We start from the raw sequence: 25,716 nt of genomic DNA, 5'->3' as shown, positions 1-25,716 counted from the left end.
GATGCTGCGCCCCTGCCGCCTTTCCCTCATCCATGAAATAACCCCTCTTTTTCGCCGTTGTTCCGCCAATGACTTCGCCATTTTTTTGGCATGCTGACCGCCATTCTTTACCCTCCCGACACAGGAACTGCAGGCTTGGCGGAAGACAGCGATCTGGAAAAAAGCGAGGCCCCCACCGCCCACCGGTTGGAGAAGGCGCGTGAAGAGGGCCAGATCCCGCGCTCGCGCGAGCTGACCTCGGTGCTGATGCTGGTGGCCGGGCTCGCCATTATCCTGATGTCCGGCAGCAATATCACTCGCCAACTGGCGGAGATGCTGACGCAGGGTCTGCATTTCGACCACGGAATGGTCAGCAATGACAAACAAATGCTGCGCCAGCTGGGAATGCTGCTGCGTCAGGCGGTGCTGGCATTGCTGCCGGTAATGGCCGGGCTGGTGCTGGTGGCGCTGGCCGCGCCAATGCTGCTTGGCGGCATTTTATTCAGCGCCAAGTCGCTCAAATTCGATCTTAAACGGCTGAATCCGCTTTCTGGTCTGAAACGCATGTTCTCCACTCAGGTGCTGGCGGAGCTGTTAAAAGGGATCCTCAAAGCCACGCTGGTCGGCTGGGTAACCGGGCTGTACCTGTGGCACAACTGGGCGGCGATGCTGCATCTGATGACCCAACAGCCGCTCGACGCGTTGGCCAATGCGCTGCAGATGATCCTCTATTGCGGATTTCTGGTGGTGCTCGGATTGACGCCGATGGTGGCATTTGACGTTTTTTATCAGCTGTGGAGCCACTTCAAAAAGCTGAAGATGACCAAACAGGATATTCGCGACGAATTCAAAGATCAGGAAGGCGACCCGCATGTTAAAGGGCGGATCCGCCAACAGCAGCGGGCGATTGCCCAGCGACGGATGATGGCTGATGTGCCGAAAGCGGACGTGATAGTCACTAACCCGACCCACTATGCCGTGGCTCTGCAGTACAACGATAAAAAAATGAGCGCGCCGAAGGTGTTGGCTAAAGGGGCGGGGGAGATTGCGCTGCGCATTCGCGAACTGGGAGCGCAACACCGTATCCCGATGCTGGAAGCGCCGCCGCTGGCCCGCGCGCTCTATCGCCATAGCGAGATCGGCCAGCATATTCCCGCCACCCTCTATGCCGCGGTCGCCGAAGTGCTGGCCTGGGTTTATCAGCTGCGCCGCTGGCGGCGCGAGGGCGGCCTGATCCCGAAAAAACCTCAACGTTTACCGGTGCCGGAAGCACTGGATTTTGCAAAAGAGAGTGACTCTGATGGCTAATTTGGCCTCCCTGCTGCGTTTGCCAGGGAATGTTAAAGATACACAATGGCAGGTGCTGGCAGGCCCAATCTTGATCCTGCTGATTTTGTCGATGATGGTGCTGCCGCTGCCGGCGTTTATTCTCGACCTGCTTTTCACCTTCAATATCGCGTTGTCGATCATGGTGCTGCTGGTGGCGATGTTTACCCAGCGCACGCTGGACTTCGCCGCGTTTCCGACCATTCTGCTGTTCTCGACGCTACTGCGCCTGTCGCTCAACGTCGCCTCGACGCGCATCATTTTGATGGAAGGGCACACCGGGGCCGCCGCCGCGGGGCGGGTCGTGGAGGCCTTCGGTCACTTCCTGGTCGGCGGTAATTTCGCCATCGGTATCGTGGTGTTTATCATTCTCGTACTGATCAACTTCATGGTTATCACCAAAGGCGCCGGGCGTATCGCCGAAGTGGGGGCGCGTTTCGTGCTCGACGGCATGCCGGGTAAGCAAATGGCGATCGATGCCGACATGAACGCCGGGCTTATCGGCGAAGAAGAGGCGAAAAAACGCCGCGCCGAAGTCACGCAGGAAGCCGACTTCTACGGTTCGATGGACGGCGCCAGCAAGTTTGTCCGCGGCGACGCCATCGCCGGGTTAATGATTATGGTGATTAACGTGGTCGGCGGACTGCTGGTCGGCGTGGTGCAGCACGGTATGGAGCTGGGCGCGGCGGCGGAAAGCTACACCTTGCTGACCATCGGCGACGGGCTGGTGGCGCAGATTCCGGCGCTGGTGATCTCTACCGCCGCCGGGGTCATCGTTACCCGGGTGGCGACCGATCAGGATGTCGGCGAACAGATGGTCGGCCAGCTATTCAATAACCCAAAGGTCATGCTGCTGTGTGCCGCGGTACTTGGGCTGCTGGGGCTGGTGCCGGGGATGCCGAACCTGGTCTTCCTGCTGTTTACCGCCGCGCTGCTCGGGCTGGCCTGGTGGCTGCGCGGCCGTGAAAAACAGGCGCCGAAAGCCGCCGACGAACCCATAGTGCAGGAGAACACCCAGGCCGCGGAAGCCAGCTGGGCCGATGTCCAGTTGGAAGATCCGCTGGGTATGGAAGTGGGCTACCGGCTAATCCCGATGGTCGATTTTCAGCAAAATGGCGAGCTGCTGGGGCGAATCCGCGGGATCCGCAAGAAATTCGCCCAAGAGATGGGATATCTGCCGCCGGTGGTGCATATTCGCGATAACCTCGAACTGGCGCCCGCCCGCTACCGCATTCTGATGAAAGGAGTGGAAATTGGCAGCGGCGAAGCGCAGCCTGGGCGCTGGCTGGCGATTAACCCCGGCAATGCCATCGGCGAGCTGGCGGGGGATAAAACCATCGATCCGGCCTTCGGTCTGGAGGCGGTGTGGATCGATAGCGCGTTGCGCGAGCAGGCGCAAATCCAGGGCTATACGGTGGTGGAGGCCAGTACGGTGGTGGCAACCCATCTCAACCACCTCATCGGCCAGTTCGCCAGCGAACTGTTTGGCCGCCAGGAGACGCAGCAACTGCTCGACCGCGTGTCGCAGGAGATGCCGAAGCTGACCGAAGATTTCGTACCGGGCGTGGTGTCGCTGACCACGCTGCATAAGGTGTTGCAGAACCTGCTGGCCGAGCGGGTATCGATCCGCGATATGCGTACCATTATCGAGACGCTGGCGGAGCATGCGCCGACGCAAAGCGATCCTTACGAGCTGACCACCGTCGTGCGCGTGGCGCTGGGGCGGGCCATTGCCCAGCAGTGGTTCCCCGGCAACGGCGAAATTCAGGTTATCGGCCTGGATACCCAACTGGAACGACTGCTGCTACAGGCGCTGCAGGGAGGCGGCGGTCTCGAACCGGGGCTTGCCGACCGCCTGCTTGAGCAGGCGCGGCAGGCGCTGCAGCGCCAGGAGATGCTCAGCGCGCCGCCGGTGCTGCTGGTTAACCACGCGCTGCGCCCGCTACTGGCACGCTTCCTGCGTCGTAGCCTGCCGCAGATGGCGGTGCTTTCCAACCTGGAGATCAACGACGATCGCCAGATTCGCATGACCTCAACCATTGGAGCGGCCTGATGACGCGCTTTCTTCCTTTATTGTGCCTTTTATTGCCGGTTGCCGCCGGCGCGGCGTCGGGCTCATGGATTGCCGAAGGGCCCGGCGTCACTCTTGAACAGGGTGGGATGAGTGATTCTTCCTCCGCGCTGCTGCCGCCCAATACGCTACCCGGCGGCAATGCGCGCATCGAGACCGTTAGCTGGCGCTATCGTCTGCTGTCAGCGGAGCCGGCGGGGCTGCTGGTGCATTTGTGTAGCCTGAATCGCTGTATTCCGCTGACCAGCGCCAGCGGTACCAGCCACGCGTTGGCAGGCGAGGCGGCAGAAGGGCCGCTGCGGTTTGTCTATTCCGTACAGACCCGCGGGCCGTTAAACCCGCCGCTGCGGGCGATTGCCAATCAGGTTATCGTTAATTATCAGTAGTCGCGGGGGAAAGTTTTGTATTAATACAGACCGTAGGCCGGATAAGGCGCAGCCGCCATCCGGCGCGAAAATGGCTCGTTATCCGCGGTTATTGCCCGGCGGCGCTACGCTTGCGCGGGCCTACAGATCACATGCCGGCGTAGGTCAGGTAAGCGTAGCGCCACCTGACAAAAAACGGCGCTACGGGTAACCGTCGCCATTGGGGAAATACAGAGAAAGGAATTCAGACGCCGATTTTACGGCCCAGCAGACTCGCGGCGCGCGACTGGCCATCCGGCCCGTACAGCGATTTATTATTCTTGCTAAGAATTGCCAGCGCCTGCTGGTTATGGGCGATCTGTTGATTGAGCAACAGGCCGTTATGCTGATTCTTTTCACGCAGGCTCTGGCTTAACTGTTGGATCTGCCGCCAGCTTTCGCCGAAGCTTTCATGGCCGGGGTAAGGCGCGCGTAGCGCAAGGTTAGCTTCCAGCGCCGGACGCTGTTGTTCAAGCCAGGCTACCGTCGCCAGCAGTTGACTCTTGCTATCGGTGACGCGCTGCAGCGCTACGCCGGGCAGTTCATCCGCACACAGCAACTGTTGCTCTTGCGCCAGCACGTCATCCAGCGCCCGCAGGGTTTCCGCCAGTTTATCCAGCAGAGTGCGTAATCTGTCCATCATCAGGCCTTATCTGTTTTGCTACCGGCAAGGCGCTGGATATCGTTGTGCGCATCCTGCAGCAGGGCGTCGGCGATTTTGCCCGCGTCCATTTTCAGTTCGCCGCTGCGAATCGCCTGTTTGATGGCCTCGACCCGGTTCATATCAATATCCTGGGTGCCTGGCTGCATCAGCCGCGCCTGCGCATCGCTCAGTTTCACTTTGGTGGCGCTAACGGCGGTTTCCGCCGCGGCGGCCTTACGCGGCTGAAGCGGGTTGTCGGCCGGGGTTTCACGCGGCTGCACCGTGGAAACCGGCTGTAACCGCTGGGTGCGATCGATACTCATGGTCCATCTCCAAAATGGGTTTCTAATGGGGTTATCGGCAGGGGCTGGCAAACCTTTACTTTTTTATAACGTAATACGGATGGCGCCATCCTCCCCGGCGATACCGCTGACGATTTTGCCGGAAACCATGCGCACGCGCACGCTATCTTCGGCTGCCGCGTTATTCATTGCTTTACCGGAACCGCTGATGCTAAAGCCATCGCCCTCGGCCATGACCTGTACCGGCTGACCGGCTTTGATCACCCAAGCGCGACGCAGCATGGACAGCGTCAGCGGTTGGCCTGGGCTGATATTTCGCAGCGTCACGGCGCCCAGCGCTTTTTTGCTGTCGGTCAGCGTACGCGGCGGCAGGGTATCGAGCCTGCCTGATTTTAGCACCACATCCGCTGGGGTCAGCGGCGTTCCGCCGCTAATACCGCGCGCCGCCGCCAGATAACGGCCAAATACCTGCACCTGGGTCTGAATAAACCGCCGCTCCTGCCCGCAGCGGGCGGAGACGCTGATATTGCCGCCGATTCGCGCATTGGGCGGCAGCGACAGCTGCGGTAATTCACACGGCGGCCACTGAGCGGGCGGCGTGCGCACCAGCACTTTCACCTGTACGGCATTATCGTTGAATTTACTTTTAATGAAGCTTTCGATTTGCGTCGCCAGCGTGTCGGCGCGGGCGCTCAGGCTGCACAGCAGGCCGACCAGCAGGATTTTACTTTTCATCGCGTTCCCCTCACGCCACCCGGAAAGGGGTTAAGTGTAACGGCTGCCCCGAGGGACTAAACAGATAAATAGCGCCCCATTTTGCCCCTATTCCCGCGATAGGTTGGCACAGGGGGCGTTTATGCTGTCGGCTCCAAATTCTAACCTTGCGGAGGGAGCATGCTCGACAAACTGGACGCTGCTCTGCGTTTTGGCCAGGAGGCGCTGAACCTGCGCGCCCAGCGCCAGGAAATACTGGCCGCCAATATCGCCAACGCAGACACGCCGGGCTATCAGGCGCGGGATATCGATTTCGCCAGCCAACTGAATAAAGTCCTGCAACAGGGGCGGGTAAACGGCAACGGCATGGCGCTTAACCTGACGGCGGCGCGCCATATTCCGGCGCAAACCATGCAGCCGCCGGAGCTGGATCTGCTGTTCCGGGTGCCGGACCAGCCGTCGATGGACGGCAACACGGTGGACATGGATCGCGAACGCACCAACTTCGCTGACAACAGCCTGAAATATCAGACCGACCTGACGCTGCTCAACGGTCAGATCAAAGGGATGATGTCGGTGCTGCAACAAGGATAAGGCGAATGTCTTTACTCAATATTTTTGATATCTCCGGCTCGGCGCTCTCGGCCCAGTCGCAGCGGATGAACGTCAGCGCCAGCAATATGGCCAACGCCGATAGCGTCACCGGCCCGGATGGCGAACCCTATCGCGCGAAGCAGGTGGTGTTCGAAGTGGCCGCGGCGCCAGGGCAGCAGACCGGCGGCGTGCGCGTCTCGCAGGTGGTCGATGACCCGGCGCCCGCGCGGATGGTTTATCAACCGGGCAACCCGTTGGCTGATGCTAAGGGTTATGTGCGGATGCCGAACGTCGATGTGGTGAGTGAAATGGTTAACACCATCTCCGCCTCCCGCAGCTATCAGGCCAACGTCGAAGTGCTCAACACCACTAAGTCGATGATGATGAAAACCCTGACATTGGGTCAGTAACCGGAGATCCCGATGGCTATCGCCGCAACCACCAATGAATCGACCAATAACGCGGTTCTTGATTCCGCCAGCAAAAGCAGCACCAGCCAGGATCTGCATAACAGCTTCCTGACGTTGCTGGTGGCGCAGTTGAAAAATCAGGACCCGACCAACCCGATGCAGAACAACGAGCTGACCTCGCAGCTGGCGCAGATTAATACCGTACAGGGCATCGAAAAACTCAACACCACCCTTGGCGCGATCTCCGGGCAGATCAACAGCAACCAGTCGCTGCAGGCCAGCGCGCTGATCGGCCACGGCGTGATGGTACCGGGTAATAACATTCTGGTCGGCAGTAAAGAAGGGCAGGTCAGCACCACGCCGTTTGGCGTCGAGCTGGAGCGCGCCGCCGATCAGGTCACGGCAACCATCACCAACGCCAACGGCCAGGTGGTGCGGACCATTGAGATTGGCGGCCTCACCGCCGGTGTGCACGCCTTCACCTGGGACGGCTCGCTGGATGATGGTACCGCCGCGCCGGACGGCGCCTATAAAGTGGCGATTAACGCCAAGGGCAACGGCGAGCAACTGGTGGCGCGCAGCCTACACTTCGGCATGGTTAACGGCGTGATTAACGACAGCAACGGCGCGAAGCTGGATCTCGGCCTGGCCGGTAACGCCAGCCTCGAGGAAGTGCGGCAGATCCTGTAATTCGCATCTGGATTTTATCGATACCCTAAATATTTGGAGAGTAACATGGCCTTTTCTCAGGCAGTCAGCGGCTTAAACGCGGCGGCCACCAATCTCGACGTGATTGGCAACAACATCGCTAACTCCGCGACCGCGGGTTTCAAATCCGGCAGCGTGTCGTTCGCCGATATGTTTGCCGGTTCGCAGGTCGGGCTGGGGGTTAAAGTTTCCGGGATCACCCAGAACTTTAAAGGCGGCACCACCACCGGCACCAGCCGCGCGCTGGATGTGGCGATCAACGGCAACGGCTTCTTCCGCATGCAGGATAAAGACGGCGGTATTTTCTATACCCGCAACGGTCAGTTTAAGCTGGACGAAAACCGCAATCTGACCAATATGCAGGGGCTGCAGCTTACCGGCTATCCGGCCGCCGGCACGCCGCCGACCATTCAGCAGGGCGCCAACCCGGTACCGCTGAGCATTCCGGAAGGGATGATGAACGCCAAAGCGTCGACTTCCGGTGAAATGGTCGCCAACCTGAAGTCCACGCATAAAGTGCCGGAGAACAAAACCTTCGACCCGGCGAAGCAGGATAGCTACAACTACGTCAACACCATCACCGCCTACGATTCGCTGGGTAACGCCCACAACATCAACGCCTATTTCGTGAAAACCGACGATAACAAATGGCAGGTCTATACCCAGGACGGCAGCGCGGCTGCGGTCAGCGCGGGCACCATGGAGTTCAATACCAGCGGCAACCTGGTGAGCGTTAACGGCCAGGCGGGCGAGTTCAGCATGACCATTCCGATGAGCGCGAAAGACGGCGCACCGGCGCAGAACTTCACGCTTAGCTTCGCCGGTAGTATGCAGCAGAACGTCGGTAGCGATTCGGTGAGTAAAGTGGCGCAGGATGGTTATGCCGCCGGCGAATACACCAACTTCCAGATTAATGATGACGGTACCGTCGTCGGTATCTACTCCAACCAGCAGACCCAGGTCCTGGGGCAGATTGTGATGGCCAACTTCTCCAACCCGGAAGGTCTGGCGTCGCAGGGCGATAACGTCTGGCAGGAGACCGGCGCCTCCGGCCAGCCACGCGTGGGACTCTCCGGCGGCGGCGGTTTTGGCAAACTGACCAGCGGCGCGCTGGAATCGTCCAACGTCGACCTGAGCCAGGAGCTGGTGAACATGATTGTCGCCCAGCGTAACTATCAGTCCAACGCCCAGACCATCAAGACGCAGGATTCGATCCTGCAGACGCTGGTCAGCCTGCGCTAACGGAACTGAGTTATGGATCACGCGATTTATACCGCGATGGGCGCCGCGCGCCAGACGCTGGAGCAACAGTCGATTACCGCCAACAATCTCGCCAACGCCTCGACGCCGGGCTTTCGCGCCCAGCTCGCCGCGCTACGCGCGGTGCCGGTTGACGGGCCGAGCCTCGCCACCCGCACGCTGGTGGCGGCCTCGACGCCGGGCGCCGATATGAGCCAGGGGGCGCTGAACTACACCGGGCGCCCGCTGGACGTGGCGCTGCAGCAGGACGGTTTTCTGGCACTCAGCCTGCCGGGCGGCGGCGAAGCCTATACCCGCAACGGCAGCATTCAGGTTTCAGCTAACGGTCAGTTGACGGTGCAGGGAATGCCGCTGCAGGGCGACGGCGGGCCGATTGAGGTACCGCCGTCGGCGGAAATCACTATCGCCGCCGACGGCACGATTTCGGCGCTGAACCCCGGCGATCCGCCGAACACCATCGCGCAAATTGGCCGCCTGAAGCTGGTGAAAGCCGACGCGCGCGAAGTAATGCGCGGCGATGACGGCCTGTTCCGCCTGACCCCGGAAACCCAGCAGCGCCGCGGCAATCTGTTGGCCAACGACCCGCAGGTGCGGGTCATGCCGGGCGTGCTGGAGGGCAGTAACGTCAAGCCGATGGAGACCATGGTCGATATGATCGCCAACGCCCGTCGCTTTGAAATGCAAATGAAGGTCATCCACAGCGTGGATGAGAACGAACAGCGGGCGAACTCTCTGCTGTCAGTAAGCTGATAGCCAGTCGGCCCGCGGCCAAAGGAAATAACCAATGATTCCCTCTTTATGGATTGCGAAAACCGGTCTTGATGCGCAGCAGACCAATATGGACGTGATCGCCAACAACCTGGCGAACGTCAGCACCAACGGGTTTAAACGCCAGCGCGCGGTGTTTGAAGATCTGCTGTATCAGACCATGCGCCAGCCGGGGGCGCAGTCCTCCGAGCAGACCACGCTGCCTTCCGGCCTGCAGATCGGTACCGGCGTGCGCCCGGTCGCCACCGAGCGTCTGCATAGCCAGGGCAACCTGTCGCAGACCAACAACAGCAAAGACGTGGCGATTAAAGGCCAGGGCTTCTTCCAGGTGCTGCTGCCGGACGGCAGCCAGGCTTACACCCGCGACGGCTCGTTCCAGATCGATCAGAACGGCCAACTGGTGACCGCCAGCGGCTTCCAGGTGCAGCCGGCGATCACTATTCCGGCCAACGCGTTGACCATTACCATCGCCCGCGATGGCATCGTGAGCGTCACCCAGCAGGGGCAGACCGCCGCCCAGCAGGTCGGGCAACTGACGTTAACCACCTTTATTAACGACAGCGGCCTCGAAAGCGTGGGCGAGAACCTGTACCAGGAAACGGAGAGCTCTGGCGCGCCGAATGAGAGCACGCCGGGTCTGAACGGCGCCGGTATGCTCTACCAGGGCTATGTGGAGACCTCGAACGTCAACGTGGCGGAAGAGCTCGTCAATATGATCCAGACCCAGCGCGCCTATGAGATCAACAGCAAAGCGGTTTCGACGTCGGATCAGATGCTGCAGAAGCTGACCCAACTGTAATGTTTGATGACGGGCGTCGCCTGCCGCGCCCGTCGCTTTTTTGGTGTAACAAAGGCGATACCCCGTGGTAACCACACATTCGATGGCCACCCTGCCGCGCCAGGGACAACGCTTGCTGGCGGGCATGGTGATGCTGACGCTGAGCGGCTGCGCGTACATTCCGCATAAACCGTTGGTCGATGGTTCGACCTCGGCGCAGCCCGCGCCGCCGACCGCGCCGGTACCGAACGGCTCAATTTTTCAGGCTGCGCAGCCGATGAACTACGGCTATCAGCCGCTGTTCGAAGACCGCCGCCCGCGCAATGTTGGCGACACGTTGACTATTGTGCTGCAGGAAAACGTCAGCGCCAGCAAGAGTTCTTCCGCCAATGCCAGCCGTAACGGTTCCAGCAAGTTTGGCGTCGCCACCGCGCCGCGCTACTTAGACGGCCTGCTGGGCAACGCCCGCGCCGATATGGATATTTCCGGCGATAACAGTTTCGGCGGTAAAGGCGGGGCGAACGCCAATAACACCTTCAACGGCACCATTACCGTCACCGTTAATCAGGTGTTGAGCAACGGCAACCTGCACGTGGTGGGGGAAAAACAGATCGCCATTAACCAGGGCACCGAGTTCATCCGCTTCTCCGGGGTGGTTAACCCGCGCACCATCAGCGGTAGCAACTCGGTTACCTCAACGCAGGTGGCGGACGCGCGCATCGAGTATGTCGGCAACGGCTACATCAATGAAGCGCAGACGATGGGCTGGCTGCAGCGGTTCTTCCTCAACGTCTCCCCGTACTAATGAGCGGGCCATTGGCGCTGTTACTGAAAAGAGATTCACATGGTTAAAAAACTCATCATTGCGCTATTAATCGGCGCGGCCAGCTTACCGGCGACGGCGGAGCGTATTCGCGATCTGGTGACGGTACAGGGCGTGCGCGATAACGCCTTAATCGGCTACGGCCTGGTGGTGGGGCTCGACGGCTCCGGCGACCAGACCATGCAAACGCCGTTTACCACCCAAAGCCTGAGCAACATGCTATCGCAGCTCGGTATTACCGTGCCGCCGGGCACCAACATGCAGCTTAAGAACGTCGCCGCGGTGATGGTCACGGCGAAGCTGCCGCCTTTCGCGCGCGCGGGGCAGAATATCGATGTGGTGGTCTCATCAATGGGCAACGCCAAAAGCCTGCGCGGCGGGACCTTGCTGATGACGCCGCTCAAAGGGGTGGATAACCAGGTTTATGCGCTGGCCCAGGGCAACGTGCTGGTAGGCGGCGCTGGCGCGGCGGCGGGCGGCAGCAGCGTACAGGTCAATCAGTTGGCCGGCGGACGCATCAGCAACGGCGCCACCATCGAGCGCGAACTGCCGACCACGTTCGGCAGCGGTGGGGTGCTCAACCTGCAGCTCAATGATGAAGATTTCACCCTCGCGCAGCAGATTAGCGATGCGATTAATCGCCAGCGCGGCGGCGGCACCGCATCGCCGCTCGATGCGCGTACCATTCAGGTACTGGTGCCGCAGGGCAATAGCTCGCAGGTGCGTTTCCTCGCCGAGATCCAGAATATCAACGTTAACGTTGGCGCCATGGACGCCAAAGTGATCATCAACTCGCGTACCGGTTCGGTGGTGATGAATCGCGAGGTGATCCTTGATTCCTGCGCGGTGGCTCAGGGCAACCTGTCGGTGGTGGTCGATAGACAAACCAGCGTCAGCCAGCCGACGACGCCGTTTGGCGGCGGCCAGACGGTGGTAACGCCAAATACCCAGATTTCAATGCAGCAGCAGGGCGGTTCACTGCAGAAAATCAACGCCAGCGCCAACCTCAACAACGTGGTGCGCGCGCTGAACGCGCTGGGAGCGACGCCAATCGACCTGATGTCGATTCTGCAAGCCATGCAAAGCGCCGGCTGCCTGCGCGCCAAACTGGAAATTATCTAATGGCCAGCGATGTTATGGCGATGTCGGGCGCCGCCTATGACGCCCAGGCGCTGAACAGCCTGAAGCGCGATGCCGCCGCCGATCCGCAGGGCAACCTCAAGCAGGTGGCGCAGCAGGTCGAAGGCATGTTTGTACAGATGATGCTAAAGAGCATGCGCGCCGCGCTACCACAGGATGGCGTACTCAGCAGCGACCAGACCCGGCTCTACACCTCGATGTACGATCAGCAGATTGCTCAGCAGATGTCGCAAAAGGGATTAGGGCTGGCCGACATGATGGTCAAGCAGATGAGCAACGCCAACGCGGTCCCCAGCGAAACGGCGGGCACCGCGCCGATGGCGCTGGATAATGAGGTGCTGCAGACGCTGCCGAATCAGGCGCTGGAGCAGATGATCCGCCGGGCGGTGCCGAAAGCGCCGCCGGTCGCCGCGCCGCTATCGCTCAACAACGGCAATTTCGTTGCCCGTCTGTCAATGCCGGCGCGCGCCGCCAGTGAGCGCAGCGGGATCCCGCATCAGCTGATTGTCGCCCAGGCGGCGCTGGAATCCGGCTGGGGGCAGCGCGAAATCCCGACCGCCGACGGCTCGCCGAGCTACAACCTGTTTGGTATTAAAGCCGGGGGCAACTGGAAGGGGCCGGTTACCGAGATCACCACCACTGAGTTTGAACAGGGCGTGGCGAAGAAGGTGAAGGCCAAATTCCGTGTCTACGATTCGTACTTCTCGGCGATTGCTGATTACGTCAAGCTGCTGACCAACAACCCGCGCTATGCCTCGGTTGCCGAAGCGTCCACTCCGGAGCAGGCGGCGCACGAGCTGCAGCGCGCGGGCTACGCCACCGACCCGCAATACGCCAGCAAGCTGGTCAGCGTGATTCAGCAGATGAAGCACGCAGGGGCGCAGGCGGTGAAAGCCTATGCCGCGGATATTAACGATCTGTTCTAGGTTCGAAGGTCGCGCCTTGTCCGGGCTACCACATCGCACAGTGCTGTAGCCCGGTAAGCGGTAGCGCCATCCGGCATAAAAGCGGCTGCGGAATTTTGCAGGCAGATTTACTCAAGTTTTTACTTCTCTGACCGATAACAAGGGCAAGCTGAGCGAATTGACTTGGCAGCATAAGGAACCCTGATGTCCAATAGCTTAATCAATACGGCGATGAGCGGACTGAATGCGGCGCAGGTGGCGCTCAGTACCGTCAGCAACAATATCTCTAACTACAACGTAGCGGGTTATAACCGGCAGACGGCGATTCTGGCCCAAAACGGCGGCCTGGCCACTATGAACGGTTTTATCGGTAACGGAGTGACCGTGACCAGCGTGAACCGCGAATATAACCAGTTCATCACTAACCAGTTGCGCGGCGCGCAGAGCGCGGCCGGTTCGCAGAACGCCTACTACGAAAAGATTTCGCAGATCGATAACCTGCTGGCCAGCAAAACTAATACCCTCTCGGGGAGCCTGCAGGATTTTTTCACCAATTTGCAGAACCTGGTGAGCAACGCCGGCGACGACGCGGCGCGCCAGACGGTACTGGGTAAGGCTAACGGCCTGGTCAACCAGTTTAATAATACCGATAAATATCTGCGCGACATGGACAGCGGCGTTAATCAGCAGATTAACGACACCGCCCAGCAGATTAACAGCTATAGCCAGCAGATTGCCCGTCTTAACGATGAGATTACCCGCCTGCGCGGCAGCGCCAGCGGCGAACCGAACGCGCTGCTCGATCAGCGCGATCAGCTGGTCAGCGAACTCAACCAACTGGTGGGCGTTCAGGTAACCCAGCAGGACGGCGACGCTTATACCGTCTCCTTCGCCAACGGCCTGACCCTGGTGCAGGGCAACAACAGCTATCAGGTGGAAGCGATCCCTTCCAGCAGCGACCCTTCGCGCCTGACTCTCGGCTATAACCGCGGCAGCGGCGCCAGCGAAGTACCGGAAGGGCAAATCACCAGCGGCAGCCTGAGCGGCGTGCTGCGTTTTCGCAGCGAGACGTTGGACGGCGTGCGCAATCAGCTCGGCCAACTGGCGCTGGCGATGGCCGATAGCTTTAACCAACAGCACCGCGAGGGCTTCGATCTCAACGGTGAGCAGGGGGGCGATTTCTTCAGCTTCAGCGGCGCGCGGGTGGTTGATAATACGCGCAATACCGGCGATGCCTCGCTGTCGGTCTCGTATACCGATACCAGCAAGGTAAAAGCCAACGACTACCGCGTGGAGTATGACGGCGCCAACTGGCAGGTCAGCCGTCTGCCGGACAACGTCAAAGTCAACGCCACCGCCGGTAAAGATGCAGACGGTAACCCGACGCTGAGCTTTGATGGACTCGAAGTCAGTATTGATGGCAACCCGCAGCAGAAAGATAGCTTTACGGTGAAGCCGGTCAGCGACGTGGCGGGCAACCTGAAAGTGGCGATTACCGATTCAGCGAAAATCGCCGCCGCCGGTAAAGATGACAGCGGCCGCGGCGATAACGATAACGCTAAAAAACTGCTCGATCTGCAGACCAAAAACCTGGTGGATGGCAAAGCGACGCTTAGCGGCGCCTACGCCGGGATCGTCAGCGGCGTGGGCAACCAGACCGCCGCCGCGAAGGTGAGCAGCGAATCGCAGTCCAGTATCGTCACCCAACTGGCCCGTCAACAGCAGTCGCTCTCCGGGGTAAACCTCGACGAAGAGTATGGCGAGCTCCTGCGTTTCCAGCAGTACTACATGGCGAACGCCCAGGTGATCCAGACCGCCAGCTCGCTGTTCGACGCGCTGCTGAATATTCGTTGATTGTATTGAGGAACTGACAGCATGCGCATGAGCACCAGCATGATGTACCAACAGAACATGACCGGCATCACCGGCAATCAGTCGCTGTTTATGAAGGCCGCCGAGCAGCTTTCAACCGGCAAGAAGGTGATTAATCCCTCCGACGATCCGCTGGCGGCATCGCGCGCGGTGATGCTGTCGCAATCGCAGGCCGAGAACAATCAGTACACCCTGGCGCGTACTTTCGCCCGCCAGAGCGTATCGATGGAAGAGACCGTGCTTTCCGGAGCCACCTCGACGATTTCTGATATCAAGGCGCTGATCGTTAACGCCGGCGGCACCGAGAGCGATAACGACCGCGATTCGCTGGCGACCCAGCTACAGGGGCTGAAGGATCAACTGCTGAACCAGGCCAACAGTACCGACGGCAACGGACGCTACCTGTTTGGCGGCTATGAGAATGATAAGCCGCCGTTTGTCGATACTAACGGCAAGATTAGCTATCAGGGCGGCGATAAAACCGTGGAACAGAAGGTTGACGCCAACCGTACGATGACCATCGGCCATACCGGTAATTCGGTATTTATGGCGCTGACCAGCAATCCGAAGCCGGAGCCGGACGGCAGCGCGCCGGTCGCCGATGTGTTCGCCAGTATCGATATTGCGCTGGAAGCGTTGAAAACGCCGCTGCAGGGGGCCGATGACGCCACCAAACAGCAGGTGAACGATGCGCTGGCGAAGGCTAATCGCGGCCTCGATAACTCCTACAACAAGGTATTGAGCGTGCGCGCCGAGCTGGGCAACCAGCTGCAGGAAATGGATCAGCTCGATAGCATCGGTAAAGAGCGTGATATGACCAACCAGCTGCAGATGAGCGCCCTGACCGATGCTGACCTTGCGGAATCTATCTCTTCTTATTTTATGCAGCAGGCGGCGCTGCAGGCATCTTATAAAACTTTCAGCGATATGCAGGGCATGTCTCTGTTTCAGATGAATCGCTAATCACAAATAATCACTTTTTCATTTAGCACCTTGGCACGTCATCCCGTTCTCTCTGTGTACGCGGGGTGAGGTGCCCTTTTTTTATCAGGCGGAAGTGGGGGGCTCTCAGCGACAAATTCACCACCTCATAGCGTGTAAACTCAAACCGGATCCCAACCTTCACACCATATCCTCTCAAGGAGAATTCCGGATGTTTACTCATATGCGTATCGCCAAACCCGTCACCGATCTTGCAAGGTCCTGTTTGATGTACTGTCAAGGATTGGGCTTACACAAAATTGCTGAATTTAACGATCACGATGGTTTTGATGGAATAATGTTAGGGCGAGAGGGATTGGGCTGGCATATAGAATTCACCTGGTGCCAATATCATCCAGTACAACCCTTGCAGACGGAGGAGGATCTACTCGTGCTGTATTACCCGGATAAGAAAGGGTGGTTAGATGCTTGCGCCAGAATGCGCGAAGCAGGCTTTAATTTGACGAATTCTTTTAACCCTTATTGGGATATCAATGGCCAAACGTTCGTTGATCCAGATGGCTACAGGGTGGTACTCCAGAACAAGGCGTGGCGATAATGGTTTGCGCCTCGATGCGCTAATTCTCATCCATCAAGCCATAGTGCTGGAGTGTTTATTTAAACAATCTAATGCCCTTTGCCACAATTTTTTTAAATTCAGGGCATTGCATATGTTCCGGCGCAGTACAGCGGGCAGCGTGTTTTAGCCCCTGGCTTAACAGCTGTAACCGACGAATGGTGTTATCAATTTCCTGCGCGCGCTGCTCAAGGCGTTGGTGATCAATCGCTATCTTGCCGTCAGCGTTAACTATCTCGGCTATCTCCGCAAGCGAAAAACCGGCGGCCTGTCCCAGCACGATCAGTTCCAGCTTACTCAACACATTTTCATGGTACTGCCTTCGCAGACCATGGCGACCGATCGGCTTGATTAAGCCTTTCTTTTCATAAAACCGCAGCGCTGAAGGCGCAATGCCGGAAAGCGCCGCGACCTCGCTGATATCCAGTTCTTTCATGATTGACTTGAACCTCGCTTTAAGTTGCACACTCGTCGACAGAGTAGCATTGACGCATAAAAAGGAAGAAGAAATTGAATATCATGGTTGTTGTGCAAATTTTAGTAACGGGGATCGGCGCGACGTTAGTCATGGATTTATGGTCGCTCTTTCAGAAGCATATACTCAAGATTGCGCCGTTGAACTATGCGCTGGTCGGTCGCTGGGCGTTATGGCTTGCGCGGGGGACAGTGCGACATAACACCATCACCGCAACCCCTCCGCTACACGGAGAGCGTTTTACCGGCTGGTTATGCCATTATTTAATCGGTATCGCTTTTGCGGCTGTGCCGTTTATGTTGAGCGGCGCCGATTGGTTTTATGCCCCCACTCTGGCGACAGCGCTGCTGTCAGGGGTCGTAACCTTATTGGCGCCGTTCTTGATCCTGCAGCCCGCATTTGGTTTTGGCGTCGCGGCCTCACGGACTCCCCGACCGTGGCTGGCGCGTTCGCTGAGCCTGCTCGCGCACCTGGCCTATGGCATTGGGCTGTATCTGACGGCGAGCGTACTTTCATGGTGCTCATTACTTTGATAGGTATTTGCTGGTACACGTTTTACCGTCAGCGAATGCTGGTATAGCAGGCATATCGCAGCAGACTCTTTTTACACGCCGGAGACGTGCTTTTTGTAAAAACAGAGAGTAGGCAAATAATGCCTACTCTCTTATAGTCTTTTAAATAAGTCAATCATCTCCCTTGATTGGGTAAATAGGCTTATTCTGACTTTTTGTATTGATAAGATGCAGAAGGGGATGAGTTATTAAATATCCCGTCAAAGTATGAATCTGTATCTTTAATTGATTTTCCTTCAAATTTATCCAGAAAATCATCGACTGATGCCTTAAACTTATCATTGCTCATGTATTCTTCAATTTTAAATGTCCCGCCGATTGTGTTTACACCAAAATTAAGGTTGACTTCATTATATGAAGCACAGGATGTAGATATTTTCTTTTGCTCCTGGCTAAAGTAAGTTCCATATACAAGAAAGCTAGGTTTGTAAAATACGTTACCGCTTTGATCTTTGAATAAATCATGAGTAGAATATGCATATAAATAATTATAGGCAGCTTGCGTTTTACTCATTTGTGCACTGAGGCCGTCACCAAATCCCTTCAGGAAATTTGCGAAGGCTGTAACATCGCCTGCTATAACGTTACATGCAAAGTTAATTACACTTTTGGCAATCTCAATACCTTGTACTGACGTATTTAAACTTCTGTCACCTGAAACAGGATCTGTGAAAAACGCATTAGTAAGATGCTTAGTGACTTCTTGCCATTGCTCGAAATTATACTTGTCGGTGCTACTGGGTGCCTTTTTATTAACAGCTGCACTGGCTACACCTACGAAGCGTTCCATTAATAAACGGCCTACTTTGACCTGTTCCTTCAACGCTTCTGGAGCATCATTAAATTGATATGTTTGATATTGAACAGCGCCCTCCTTAGAAAGCCCTTGAACAAGCGGAAGATCCTCTGAAAGAATCTCAGCATCTTTTAAATCATAAATTTTTCTGAAATATTCATGTGCCGACTGTACTGCATTTTCATTGAACATAGCAAACTCCTATAATATTGTTTTTCCTAAACATCAAATGAAATCAACATGAAAACATTTGATTTAGGTTAGATGTAGATGATGATATAACCTTACATGACAAGTTATTTGTTAAATTACTAGCCATATAGTTTGAGCCTTCGCTTATGCTGAAAATGAAACACTCGAATTAAAAATAATCACATTAATTATATATGTTTATAAGCATATTACATCTTTCAGTAATGCATATCCCCTCCGTAATTAGTGAAGTGTTTTTTTTGAATTGATAGTAGATACACATTAGAGTCCAATCATGATAACCCGTGGCATATATCTACCCATCATTTGTTCTATACCAATAAATGCAGTTCTTTTAAGACCGCGAGTTATTGTCCATGAACACTTAACTCTGGGGGGTTAACATAAATAACCCATGTCCCTTTGATATTCGCTAAGCTAATGTTACTGATTAAACAATGATTCGGATTCTTTGGTAGCGGGTCTGATTCAATTTTGGCATTTTTATTTATTAAAGTTGAGGCTTTAGTCGCTCCAGCTTTTTTCCAGATGCTCTTTCGGGTCTTATCCGAGCCTATTAACTCATTTACTAAATCCTGGTTCGCGCCAGAGTCTTTTCGGGAGCAAAGAGCCGAAACATTTTGCAAATTATCAGGGTATCCATCCTGATTTTCATAATTCTCATCCATATTTGCGGCGCCGTAACGAACAACTAACGCACCTTTCGGTACTTTTTCGCTTGCGTAAGTCGTTGTTGACATAATGAAGATAATGCCAGCTATAACATACAGAATATTAGATGTTCTCATTTAAACCTCTTCATTTTAAATTTATTAGTTTATAGATGTGTTGTGGTTGTTTTTATCATAAAGCAGAGTTGAAACATCCACGGTAGACATTACATGTTTTTTTGATTAAAAATACTTAAATGAAAAACCTCTCTCGTTATGACTGTTATAGGAATGCTGATCTAAGAGATGTACCATATTTATTAAGACGCATACCTGCACCATTGATTAATATCAATAGCGGTTTTTTTTTAATGCAGCAGATGACTCGCATTTAACAGCAAGTGTCTTTACCTTGATTGGTAATCATCTATCCATTGAATCGCCTAATGCAAAAGTTTAGGTTCATTACTTTTTTATACAACTCGTTTAGTATTTAGAGTTACATAGCATTGCTTATTTAAGCCGTTGAATTTCAAGGGGGCTAAAAAGCATTGAATTGTGTGGTGTATATACATAACTAGTTGATGCAGAGTGCATTTGTCGGCTCTGATGGTTGCAGGATTTCATATTGCACAAATAAGATGTTAATCTCGGAATAATCTAATATTCGATCTAATAAACTATTTGTCTATTTTTATAAGGATAATGTGCTGCATGTGATTCAATTGCTCTTCTTTGTTAGGTAAATCTGGTATGAGTTAAGTGGTCCCTTGCTGTTACCCCTGCTCTTAAATATGCATGTACAACCATTAAATCCTCTGCAATATGATGTTCATAAATGGTTTCAGAGCGTGAATGGACGACCCTGTGCTACTCACTTCTTGACCTTATCGGTATTTGGCGTGATTCAGTCACTTAAAGCAGGTGATTTTACGTTATGGATCTTCGCGCAGTTCAGATATCAGGAAGGTCAGAGTCGATAACATAAAAGAAACCCTGAACCATCAAGCACATATCATGGGAAATTTTCCAGCCTGATGTTAAGCGCAGGAGTCTGCGCTAAGAGGACGGGTGAATAGGCATGGCTTCGGCAGTTCCAGCTTCCGTTTCTCGCGTAAAGCATCTCTCCCGAGCGATGCCAGAGATGGGCATCATTTATCGGCCAGGATTATCTCGAACTGATAGCCAGTTTAGCCGCAAAACACAAAAATAAACCGCCGGTTGCTCTGTCCATGATGCTAACAACGCTGCTTTTTTTCAGGATGGTTGAAGCAAAATGCGTGGATAAGATAAGCGTCACTGACCAGAGAGTGCCAATCGTGACGTGAATGCTGACCAGGATAAATGTCCATAGTAAAGGGGAGTGCCCGGCAGGAATAAACTGAGGCAAAAACGAGATATAGAATATGCCCATTTTGGGGTTAAGCACATTCCCAAGCATCCCTCTGATAAACCAGTTGTTGTGTGAAGCTACGCTGCCATTATCGTGGTTGAAAGACGAACGAGGCCGCATCAGAAGCTGTATGCCAAGCCAGCTCAGATAGGCGGCTCCGCCGATTTTCAGAATCGTGTAAGCCAACGTTGAAACCGCCAGCAGGGCGCCGAGGCCCAGTGCGACAATCGCTCCCCAGATGAAACAACCAGTATCAATGCCCAGCGCCGCCTGAAATGCTTTTTTACCACCTTCAGCACAGGCGGTGCGCAAAATGAGTGCCGTGTCCAGGCCGGGAGTCAGGGTAAGCAAAAGCGCAGCAAGGGAAAAAGCGAGAAGTGAATCGGTAACAGACATTTTCTTTATCCGAAAGAGCGGATGCTACCCGATTATTGCTAACCGTTCAATCTCATGCCGGGGTGATCCGCTGCGGGCCGCCAGAAAATGCGATCGGCCCGCAGCAGATTGTCCCCTGAACTCAGATTTTCTGCGGTATCGCGCTCTTACCGTCACGACCAATAATAATTCCGTCTTTCAATACCAGCTTGCGCGGCGGCGTGTATAACACCGCTGCCGGCACGTCGCTGGCTTCCAGCACCACCAGGTTGGCGGCGTTACCTTCCTTCAGATGTTCCAGCCCGTGGTTCGGCAGATTAATATGCTGGGCCGGAATACGCGTTATCATCTCGAAGGGGCGCATCAGCGGCGCATCTGCACGGTAATTGGCGCTGTAGGCGAACGTTTTCGCACGTTGTAGCTGATCGCCATCTCCCCAGGGGGACCACATATCCTGAATATTGTCGTTCGCCGCAGCGTAGAGAATTCCGGCATCTAATAGTGGTTCGATAGGCGGGAATGCGACATTGCCCGGAGCCGTGCCGATAACGCGGACGCCTAAGTCAGCCATGTCGGCCAGAACGGCGTTCAGTTCGCTTTCGGATATTTGTCCGAGTGAAAACGCGTGCGAGAGAGTGATTTTATCCTTCATCCCCAGCGCCTTGCCGCGAACAATAATCTCTTTGATGGAAGCCAGCCCCATCTGACCCGGCTCGTGCAAATGAATATCGATCGGCTTACCGGTCTTTTCCGCCAGGGCAAAGAGGACATCAAGGTGGCCTTTGCGGTCGTTATCAAAACCCTGCGGGTCGAGGCCGCCGATGTATTCCACGCCCATATCCAGCGCCTGAGCCATGTAATCCGCAACGCCTGGCGATTTAATAATCCCGGATTGCGGAAAAGCGACGAACTCCATGCTCATGTAGCCCTTAAAATCCTCACGAATGCGCATCAGCGCTTCAACATCGGACAGCTTAGTTAGCGGGTCGATGTCGATATGGCTACGCAGATGCGTCGTTCCCATTGCCGCCATCTGCCGTACAAGGTTGGAGCCATAAAGGTAGGGGTCATGTTTAAGCTCTACGCGCAGTTTGCGTTCGTTGGCCGCTCGTTCCGCTACGCTGGCGGTGGCGATATGGTGTAGACGCTCCGGCGCGCCGAAGCGCGTTTTGTCGAGGTGGACGTGGGTATCAATGAAAGAGGGTAACAGCAGACAACCCGTGCAATCTATCGATTGCGCATTCGCGGCGGATAAGGCGTGGCCCGTACGGTCTATTTTGCCTTCGGCAATCAGGACATCCGTTGGCGCGCTTGCCGTTCCAATAACGATGTTCTTTAGCAAAATCGGCGACGCTGACGCAGGCAGCTTCGGCTTATTGTCGGCCGCCTGCGCTGGCGAATTTTGCGCAAACGCACGTCCACTCGCTACGGCCATTAGCGCGCTGCTGGCAATGGCGCTGCCGATAAGCGATCTCCGGGATATCATCATCTTAATTGATTCCTTATTTTATTATTGCCCTGAACGCGGAAAATAACCCGCTCACTGAATAGCACAGGTATTTGTGTATGCGTCAGTAGTATCCATCCGTCAAATGCGTGATCTGTTTTTGTGAGGCGAGAGGGCTAAAACAGCATAGTAACAATGGGTTACTAACTTCCCGTGGAGGAAATGTTCTTTTTAGCCGCAGGGGAGGGGAGAAAAGCGATTTATGCGAAGGTACGGTAACGCCTGTTGTACATGGTATTGTAAGTATCCCGGCAAAACGAACCATGCGCTGATAGAATTCTTCCGGGATACTAATTATATCGGCAGTTAACCGTCATGGCTTTGGTTTGATATCTCCAGGCAGAGTAAAGTCCCCACTGCGATCTACGTAGCTCAGCCATGCCTGCACCTTCCAGCCACATCATTTTGCAAACGTAAGCCCCTGACGGGGAAATACGGCTTTACTCTGCAAATTTCAACAGCGCTTCGCCATCGAGGCGATAGCGGACCCATTCGCTTTGCGCCGCGGCGCCAATACTGAGGTAAAAATCAATGGCCGGCTGGTTCCAGTCCAGCACGCTCCACTCAAGGCGTCCGCAGCGTCGCGCAACCGCATACCGGGCAATGGTTTTTAGCAGCGCTCGACCCGCGCCCTGGCCGCGATAATCCGGTGAGATATACAAATCTTCCATATAAATACCGTTGCGTCCGAGCCAGGTTGAATAGCTGGTGAAGAACACGGCATAGCCCGCCGTTTTACCGTCAATTTCGCAGATCAGCGCTTCGGTCTTACTGTCGTCGCCAAACAGGGTTTCGCGGATCTCTTCGGGGGTGGTAACCACTTCCTGCGGGGCTTTTTCATACACCGCCAGCTCATAAATCATATTGTAGATGGCAGAAGCGTCATCCGCACGGGCCTGTCTAATCGTAATACTCATCATTTTTCCTGTCGTTTTCACACGTTAACGATATTGATGACGCTAAGCATAGGGGGTATTGTCAGAAGAATTAAGTGCAATGAAATCACCCAATGATGAATATTATGCATCCGGCGCTCAGACGCCTCGATCTCAATCTGTTGCTCGTTTTTGATGCCATCTATCGCCACAGTTCCGTTCGTCTCGCCGCCGATGAGCTGGCGATGAGTACCTCCGCGTTGAGTCACGCGCTGTCACGGCTGCGCGTGGCGCTGAACGATCCGTTGTTTTTTCGCGAAGGGCATCGGATGTGCCCGAGCGTCTATGCCACTCAGCTCGCGCCCTCCATCGCTTCAGTATTGAAATTACTTAATCAGGAACTCACGCGACAGCCGGAATTTAGTGCCGCCGACAGCACAGAGCGGATCCAGATAGCCATTACCGATTTCACCGCGTTATGCATTTTCCCTGCGCTGATGCAAAAGCTGCAGCATGAAGCGCCGGGCCTGCGTTTTGAGCTCCGTTATTTGCCACATAGCCCGGCACTGACGGAGCTGCTGGCGGGGGAGGTGGATCTGGCGCTGGGCTTCAGCACCGCTGAAGATATCCGGCATCATGAACTGGACGAAATTGACTGGTTTGAGGATGAGTATGTGGTTATTAGCCATACCCGTCGCACGGCGCTGACGCTGGCGGATTATCTCGCCGCGCGGCATCTGGTGGTCACGCCGTGGAACGAAAAGCAGGGGGTGTTGGATTTACGTTTGCAGGAATTAGGCTATACGCGGCAAATAGCGCTCAAAACTCCCTCAATGCTCAGCGCGCCGTTTATTGTGGCGCAAAGCGATCTGTTAATGGCGATTCCTCGTTATGCCGCAGAGAAGTTCCTTCATGCCGCCCCGATCGCGATTTTTCCTTTGCCGTTCACCATAAGCCCGTTCACCGTGAAGATCTATTCCCATAAACGCGGCGGGCAGCGAGGAGCAACCAAATGGCTGAAGACGGCGCTACAAAGCCTGGCGTTGGCAGCGGATGCCGGGAGTTTTTAACCTCAAAAAACCGAACTTAAAATAACTATCGCAATAGTAACCGTCGCGACAAAACCGGTTTGAAAGGCGAGCGTTCGGATAACGGGGATCCCGGCGGTATACGCAATATAATGGACGATGCGCGCGAGCAAAAATATTGAAGCTGCAATTAACGTTATGGCGTTATTGACGTTAAGCAACGAGGCGACCACCACCAGCGGGGCAAAAATAACGAGGTTTTCTACCGCGTTGGCATGCGCCTTTTGCGCACGCTGCACCCAGGGCGCTGGACCGGTTGACAGCGAATGAGCACTCCCCGCTGCGGACGCGGCGTTAGCACGCGTGGCTCTGGCAATAATATAGGGGATCCACATCATAACCGTTAGCAGGCAAATTAACGTAAGGATAATCAGTTCGGGGTTATTTTTCATGGCAATAGGCTCTGGTGATTAATAACGATAGAGGAAAGTCTATGGCTAAGGTTAAAATAGAACCATATGCAAAAATGACAATTTCAATACCATTAACGACATGAAGATAAATATTCTGGCTCTGGATGGCGTTTTCGACACCGGCTTAGCGACGTTGCTGGATACGTTCGCTGCGGCTAATGATATGGCGCGACGCCAGAGCATGAATATTTCTCGCTTTGATGTGCAGATGATTGCAATGACCGGGCAGGTTAAATCAGCCCATGGGCTGAGTATTCCTGCCCATCAGGTATCGGGTTTGGATTCTCCTGACTGGATTGTGGTACCGGCGCTCAACGTTCACGCACGACAATCGCCACCGGATGGCTGGCACGATATTGCTGACGCTAAGCGGTTTTTGCAAAACATGGCGAAGAACGGCGTTAAAATTGCCGCGGCCTGTTTAAATACCTTCATCCTGGCTGATAGCCGTTTGCTCAATGAGCAGGCCGCCACAACGTCATGGCTCAATGCGGCGCCGCCAATCCTTCCCGGCGCTATGATGGGTCATGTGGAGCTGGCGCTGTGGCTGATTCGCCAGAGCAGCCCGCCGCTTGCGGATTTGCTTATAACAGCGATGGCGGGTGGTACCCGCCAACCTCAGGTTTCCCGCTCGCCGACAGGTTATCCTCAGCATGCCGATGCCCTGATAAACCGCTTTGAGCACTGGTCGCGTGCGCATCTGGCGCAGGGATTTTCCCTGCAGGCGGCCGCCGGTGCGCTTAACGTGCATCCACGCACCTTGCAGCGCAGAACGGAGGCCGCGCTGGGTAAATCACCGTTGGCTTTTTTTCAGCAATTGCGGATCGAACGAGTAAAGCAGCTGCTTGCCGAGGGGAAAGATATAGAGTCGATTACCGCTGACGTGGGTTATTCGGAGGTGTCAACGCTGCTGGCGTTGCTGCGCCGTCAGACTGGAAAAGGAATTCGGGCGTTGCGTCGTGCTGTGTGATTTTATTTATAAGTCAGGGTAAGATGCGGTAAGTTATTATTCTGAGCAGGCTGCCAGTGAATGCGACCAAAAGTAAGATCATCATTTAATAGCACCTTTATTACTTTTCCTTGAGGCTATAACTATTTTAATAA

Annotated in this window: 28 protein-coding genes; 18 read left to right on the top strand and 10 right to left on the bottom strand. The window is 55.2% G+C overall.

Annotated features, from left to right (window positions below):
* Positions 1-135 precede the first annotated feature (135 nt).
* Genes flhB through PGQ95_RS21890 form a run of 3 tightly spaced genes read left to right on the top strand, consistent with a single transcriptional unit; the run spans position 136 to position 3,762 of the window.
* Positions 136-1,287 carry a flagellar biosynthesis protein FlhB gene (flhB, locus tag PGQ95_RS21900; protein WP_063410449.1) on the top strand — a complete coding sequence of 384 codons (1,152 nt, stop codon included), beginning with the start codon at positions 136-138 and terminating at the stop codon, positions 1,285-1,287.
* Entirely contained in the window at positions 1,280-3,358 is a 2,079-nt protein-coding gene (flhA, locus tag PGQ95_RS21895; RefSeq protein WP_020079225.1) for a flagellar biosynthesis protein FlhA, read from the top strand. Before flhB ends, flhA begins: the two co-directional genes overlap by 8 nt.
* Positions 3,358-3,762, top strand: a complete 405-nt coding sequence (locus PGQ95_RS21890; RefSeq protein WP_430919314.1) for a flagellar protein FlhE — start codon at positions 3,358-3,360, stop codon at positions 3,760-3,762. Before flhA ends, PGQ95_RS21890 begins: the two co-directional genes overlap by 1 nt.
* Before the next feature lie 223 nt (positions 3,763-3,985).
* On the opposite strand, the gene PGQ95_RS21885 is transcribed toward PGQ95_RS21890, so the two are convergent.
* From PGQ95_RS21885 to flgA, 3 genes are all read right to left on the bottom strand, one after another.
* Positions 3,986-4,420, bottom strand: coding sequence for a flagella synthesis protein FlgN (locus tag PGQ95_RS21885; RefSeq protein WP_047739907.1), 435 nt, complete (start codon positions 4,418-4,420; stop codon positions 3,986-3,988).
* 2 nt (positions 4,421-4,422) lie between these two features.
* On the bottom strand, positions 4,423-4,746 hold the full coding sequence (gene flgM, locus PGQ95_RS21880) for a flagellar biosynthesis anti-sigma factor FlgM (protein ID WP_015367332.1): 324 nt from the start codon (positions 4,744-4,746) through the stop codon (positions 4,423-4,425).
* 63 nt (positions 4,747-4,809) lie between these two features.
* Complete coding sequence (gene flgA / locus PGQ95_RS21875) at positions 4,810-5,460, bottom strand: flagellar basal body P-ring formation chaperone FlgA (protein WP_430919312.1); 651 nt, start codon at positions 5,458-5,460, stop codon at positions 4,810-4,812.
* Between the two features lie 159 nt (positions 5,461-5,619).
* Between flgA and flgB the strand changes: the two genes are divergently transcribed.
* The 12 genes from flgB to PGQ95_RS21815 all read left to right on the top strand — a co-directional run bounded on the left by flgB (position 5,620) and on the right by PGQ95_RS21815 (position 16,237).
* Positions 5,620-6,033: a flagellar basal body rod protein FlgB gene (gene flgB / locus PGQ95_RS21870; RefSeq protein ID WP_015367330.1), complete on the top strand. Its 414-nt coding sequence runs from the start codon at positions 5,620-5,622 to the stop codon at positions 6,031-6,033.
* Positions 6,034-6,038: 5 nt separating this feature from the next.
* On the top strand, positions 6,039-6,443 hold the full coding sequence (gene flgC, locus PGQ95_RS21865; protein ID WP_015367329.1) for a flagellar basal body rod protein FlgC: 405 nt from the start codon (positions 6,039-6,041) through the stop codon (positions 6,441-6,443).
* 12 nt (positions 6,444-6,455) lie between these two features.
* Positions 6,456-7,133, top strand: a complete 678-nt coding sequence (gene flgD / locus PGQ95_RS21860; protein ID WP_015367328.1) for a flagellar hook assembly protein FlgD — start codon at positions 6,456-6,458, stop codon at positions 7,131-7,133.
* Positions 7,134-7,178: 45 nt separating this feature from the next.
* Complete coding sequence (gene flgE, locus PGQ95_RS21855; RefSeq protein WP_015367327.1) at positions 7,179-8,393, top strand: flagellar hook protein FlgE; 1,215 nt, start codon at positions 7,179-7,181, stop codon at positions 8,391-8,393.
* 12 nt (positions 8,394-8,405) lie between these two features.
* Positions 8,406-9,161, top strand: coding sequence for a flagellar basal body rod protein FlgF (locus tag PGQ95_RS21850; RefSeq protein WP_015704934.1), 756 nt, complete (start codon positions 8,406-8,408; stop codon positions 9,159-9,161).
* 34 nt (positions 9,162-9,195) lie between these two features.
* Positions 9,196-9,978, top strand: a complete 783-nt coding sequence (flgG, locus tag PGQ95_RS21845; RefSeq protein WP_015367325.1) for a flagellar basal-body rod protein FlgG — start codon at positions 9,196-9,198, stop codon at positions 9,976-9,978.
* Between the two features lie 82 nt (positions 9,979-10,060).
* Positions 10,061-10,762: a flagellar basal body L-ring protein FlgH gene (flgH, locus tag PGQ95_RS21840; protein WP_015367324.1), complete on the top strand. Its 702-nt coding sequence runs from the start codon at positions 10,061-10,063 to the stop codon at positions 10,760-10,762.
* A gap of 39 nt (positions 10,763-10,801) precedes the next feature.
* Positions 10,802-11,902, top strand: a complete 1,101-nt coding sequence (locus PGQ95_RS21835) for a flagellar basal body P-ring protein FlgI (protein WP_015367323.1) — start codon at positions 10,802-10,804, stop codon at positions 11,900-11,902.
* Positions 11,902-12,846, top strand: coding sequence for a flagellar assembly peptidoglycan hydrolase FlgJ (gene flgJ, locus PGQ95_RS21830; protein ID WP_113374261.1), 945 nt, complete (start codon positions 11,902-11,904; stop codon positions 12,844-12,846). Before PGQ95_RS21835 ends, flgJ begins: the two co-directional genes overlap by 1 nt.
* 183 nt (positions 12,847-13,029) lie before the next feature.
* Positions 13,030-14,679 (top strand): flagellar hook-associated protein FlgK, encoded by a 1,650-nt coding sequence (gene flgK, locus PGQ95_RS21825; RefSeq protein ID WP_015704937.1) that lies wholly within the window; start codon positions 13,030-13,032, stop codon positions 14,677-14,679.
* Between the two features lie 21 nt (positions 14,680-14,700).
* On the top strand, positions 14,701-15,660 hold the full coding sequence (gene flgL / locus PGQ95_RS21820; RefSeq protein WP_087858101.1) for a flagellar hook-associated protein FlgL: 960 nt from the start codon (positions 14,701-14,703) through the stop codon (positions 15,658-15,660).
* Between the two features lie 190 nt (positions 15,661-15,850).
* A complete protein-coding gene (locus PGQ95_RS21815) occupies positions 15,851-16,237 on the top strand; it encodes a VOC family protein (protein ID WP_430919309.1) in 387 nt (128 codons plus the stop codon).
* 55 nt (positions 16,238-16,292) lie between these two features.
* Here the strand turns inward: PGQ95_RS21815 and PGQ95_RS21810 are convergent, their stop codons facing one another.
* Positions 16,293-16,691: a helix-turn-helix domain-containing protein gene (locus PGQ95_RS21810; RefSeq protein WP_430919307.1), complete on the bottom strand. Its 399-nt coding sequence runs from the start codon at positions 16,689-16,691 to the stop codon at positions 16,293-16,295.
* Positions 16,692-16,765: 74 nt separating this feature from the next.
* Between PGQ95_RS21810 and PGQ95_RS21805 the strand changes: the two genes are divergently transcribed.
* Positions 16,766-17,263, top strand: coding sequence for a DUF2938 domain-containing protein (locus PGQ95_RS21805; protein ID WP_430919305.1), 498 nt, complete (start codon positions 16,766-16,768; stop codon positions 17,261-17,263).
* Between the two features lie 181 nt (positions 17,264-17,444).
* Here PGQ95_RS21805 and PGQ95_RS21800 read toward each other — a convergent pair whose 3' ends face one another.
* The 5 genes from PGQ95_RS21800 to PGQ95_RS21780 all read right to left on the bottom strand — a co-directional run bounded on the left by PGQ95_RS21800 (position 17,445) and on the right by PGQ95_RS21780 (position 23,153).
* Complete coding sequence (locus PGQ95_RS21800; protein WP_430919303.1) at positions 17,445-18,290, bottom strand: hypothetical protein; 846 nt, start codon at positions 18,288-18,290, stop codon at positions 17,445-17,447.
* A gap of 368 nt (positions 18,291-18,658) precedes the next feature.
* The gene (locus tag PGQ95_RS21795; RefSeq protein ID WP_087858096.1) at positions 18,659-19,099 is read right to left on the bottom strand and encodes a hypothetical protein; all 441 of its coding nucleotides are present in this window, start codon (positions 19,097-19,099) and stop codon (positions 18,659-18,661) included.
* Between the two features lie 1,030 nt (positions 19,100-20,129).
* Positions 20,130-20,750, bottom strand: coding sequence for a LysE family translocator (locus tag PGQ95_RS21790; RefSeq protein WP_087858095.1), 621 nt, complete (start codon positions 20,748-20,750; stop codon positions 20,130-20,132).
* 121 nt (positions 20,751-20,871) lie between these two features.
* Positions 20,872-22,218 carry an amidohydrolase gene (locus tag PGQ95_RS21785; protein WP_430919301.1) on the bottom strand — a complete coding sequence of 449 codons (1,347 nt, stop codon included), beginning with the start codon at positions 22,216-22,218 and terminating at the stop codon, positions 20,872-20,874.
* 458 nt (positions 22,219-22,676) lie between these two features.
* On the bottom strand, positions 22,677-23,153 hold the full coding sequence (locus PGQ95_RS21780; protein ID WP_087858093.1) for a GNAT family N-acetyltransferase: 477 nt from the start codon (positions 23,151-23,153) through the stop codon (positions 22,677-22,679).
* 92 nt (positions 23,154-23,245) lie between these two features.
* On the opposite strand from PGQ95_RS21780, the gene PGQ95_RS21775 reads away from it, so the two are divergent.
* The gene (locus tag PGQ95_RS21775; RefSeq protein WP_430919299.1) at positions 23,246-24,181 is read left to right on the top strand and encodes a LysR family transcriptional regulator; all 936 of its coding nucleotides are present in this window, start codon (positions 23,246-23,248) and stop codon (positions 24,179-24,181) included.
* Between the two features lie 2 nt (positions 24,182-24,183).
* Here PGQ95_RS21775 and PGQ95_RS21770 read toward each other — a convergent pair whose 3' ends face one another.
* Positions 24,184-24,591 (bottom strand): MAPEG family protein, encoded by a 408-nt coding sequence (locus tag PGQ95_RS21770; protein ID WP_430919297.1) that lies wholly within the window; start codon positions 24,589-24,591, stop codon positions 24,184-24,186.
* A gap of 100 nt (positions 24,592-24,691) precedes the next feature.
* On the opposite strand from PGQ95_RS21770, the gene PGQ95_RS21765 reads away from it, so the two are divergent.
* Complete coding sequence (locus tag PGQ95_RS21765; protein WP_430919295.1) at positions 24,692-25,582, top strand: GlxA family transcriptional regulator; 891 nt, start codon at positions 24,692-24,694, stop codon at positions 25,580-25,582.
* The last annotated feature ends 134 nt before the right edge of the window (positions 25,583-25,716 follow it).

This window comes from Klebsiella sp. 141240 (assembly GCF_050600805.1).
Classification (GTDB): domain Bacteria; phylum Pseudomonadota; class Gammaproteobacteria; order Enterobacterales; family Enterobacteriaceae; genus Klebsiella; species Klebsiella aerogenes.
This window is presented reverse-complemented; position numbering and strand designations above follow the sequence as displayed.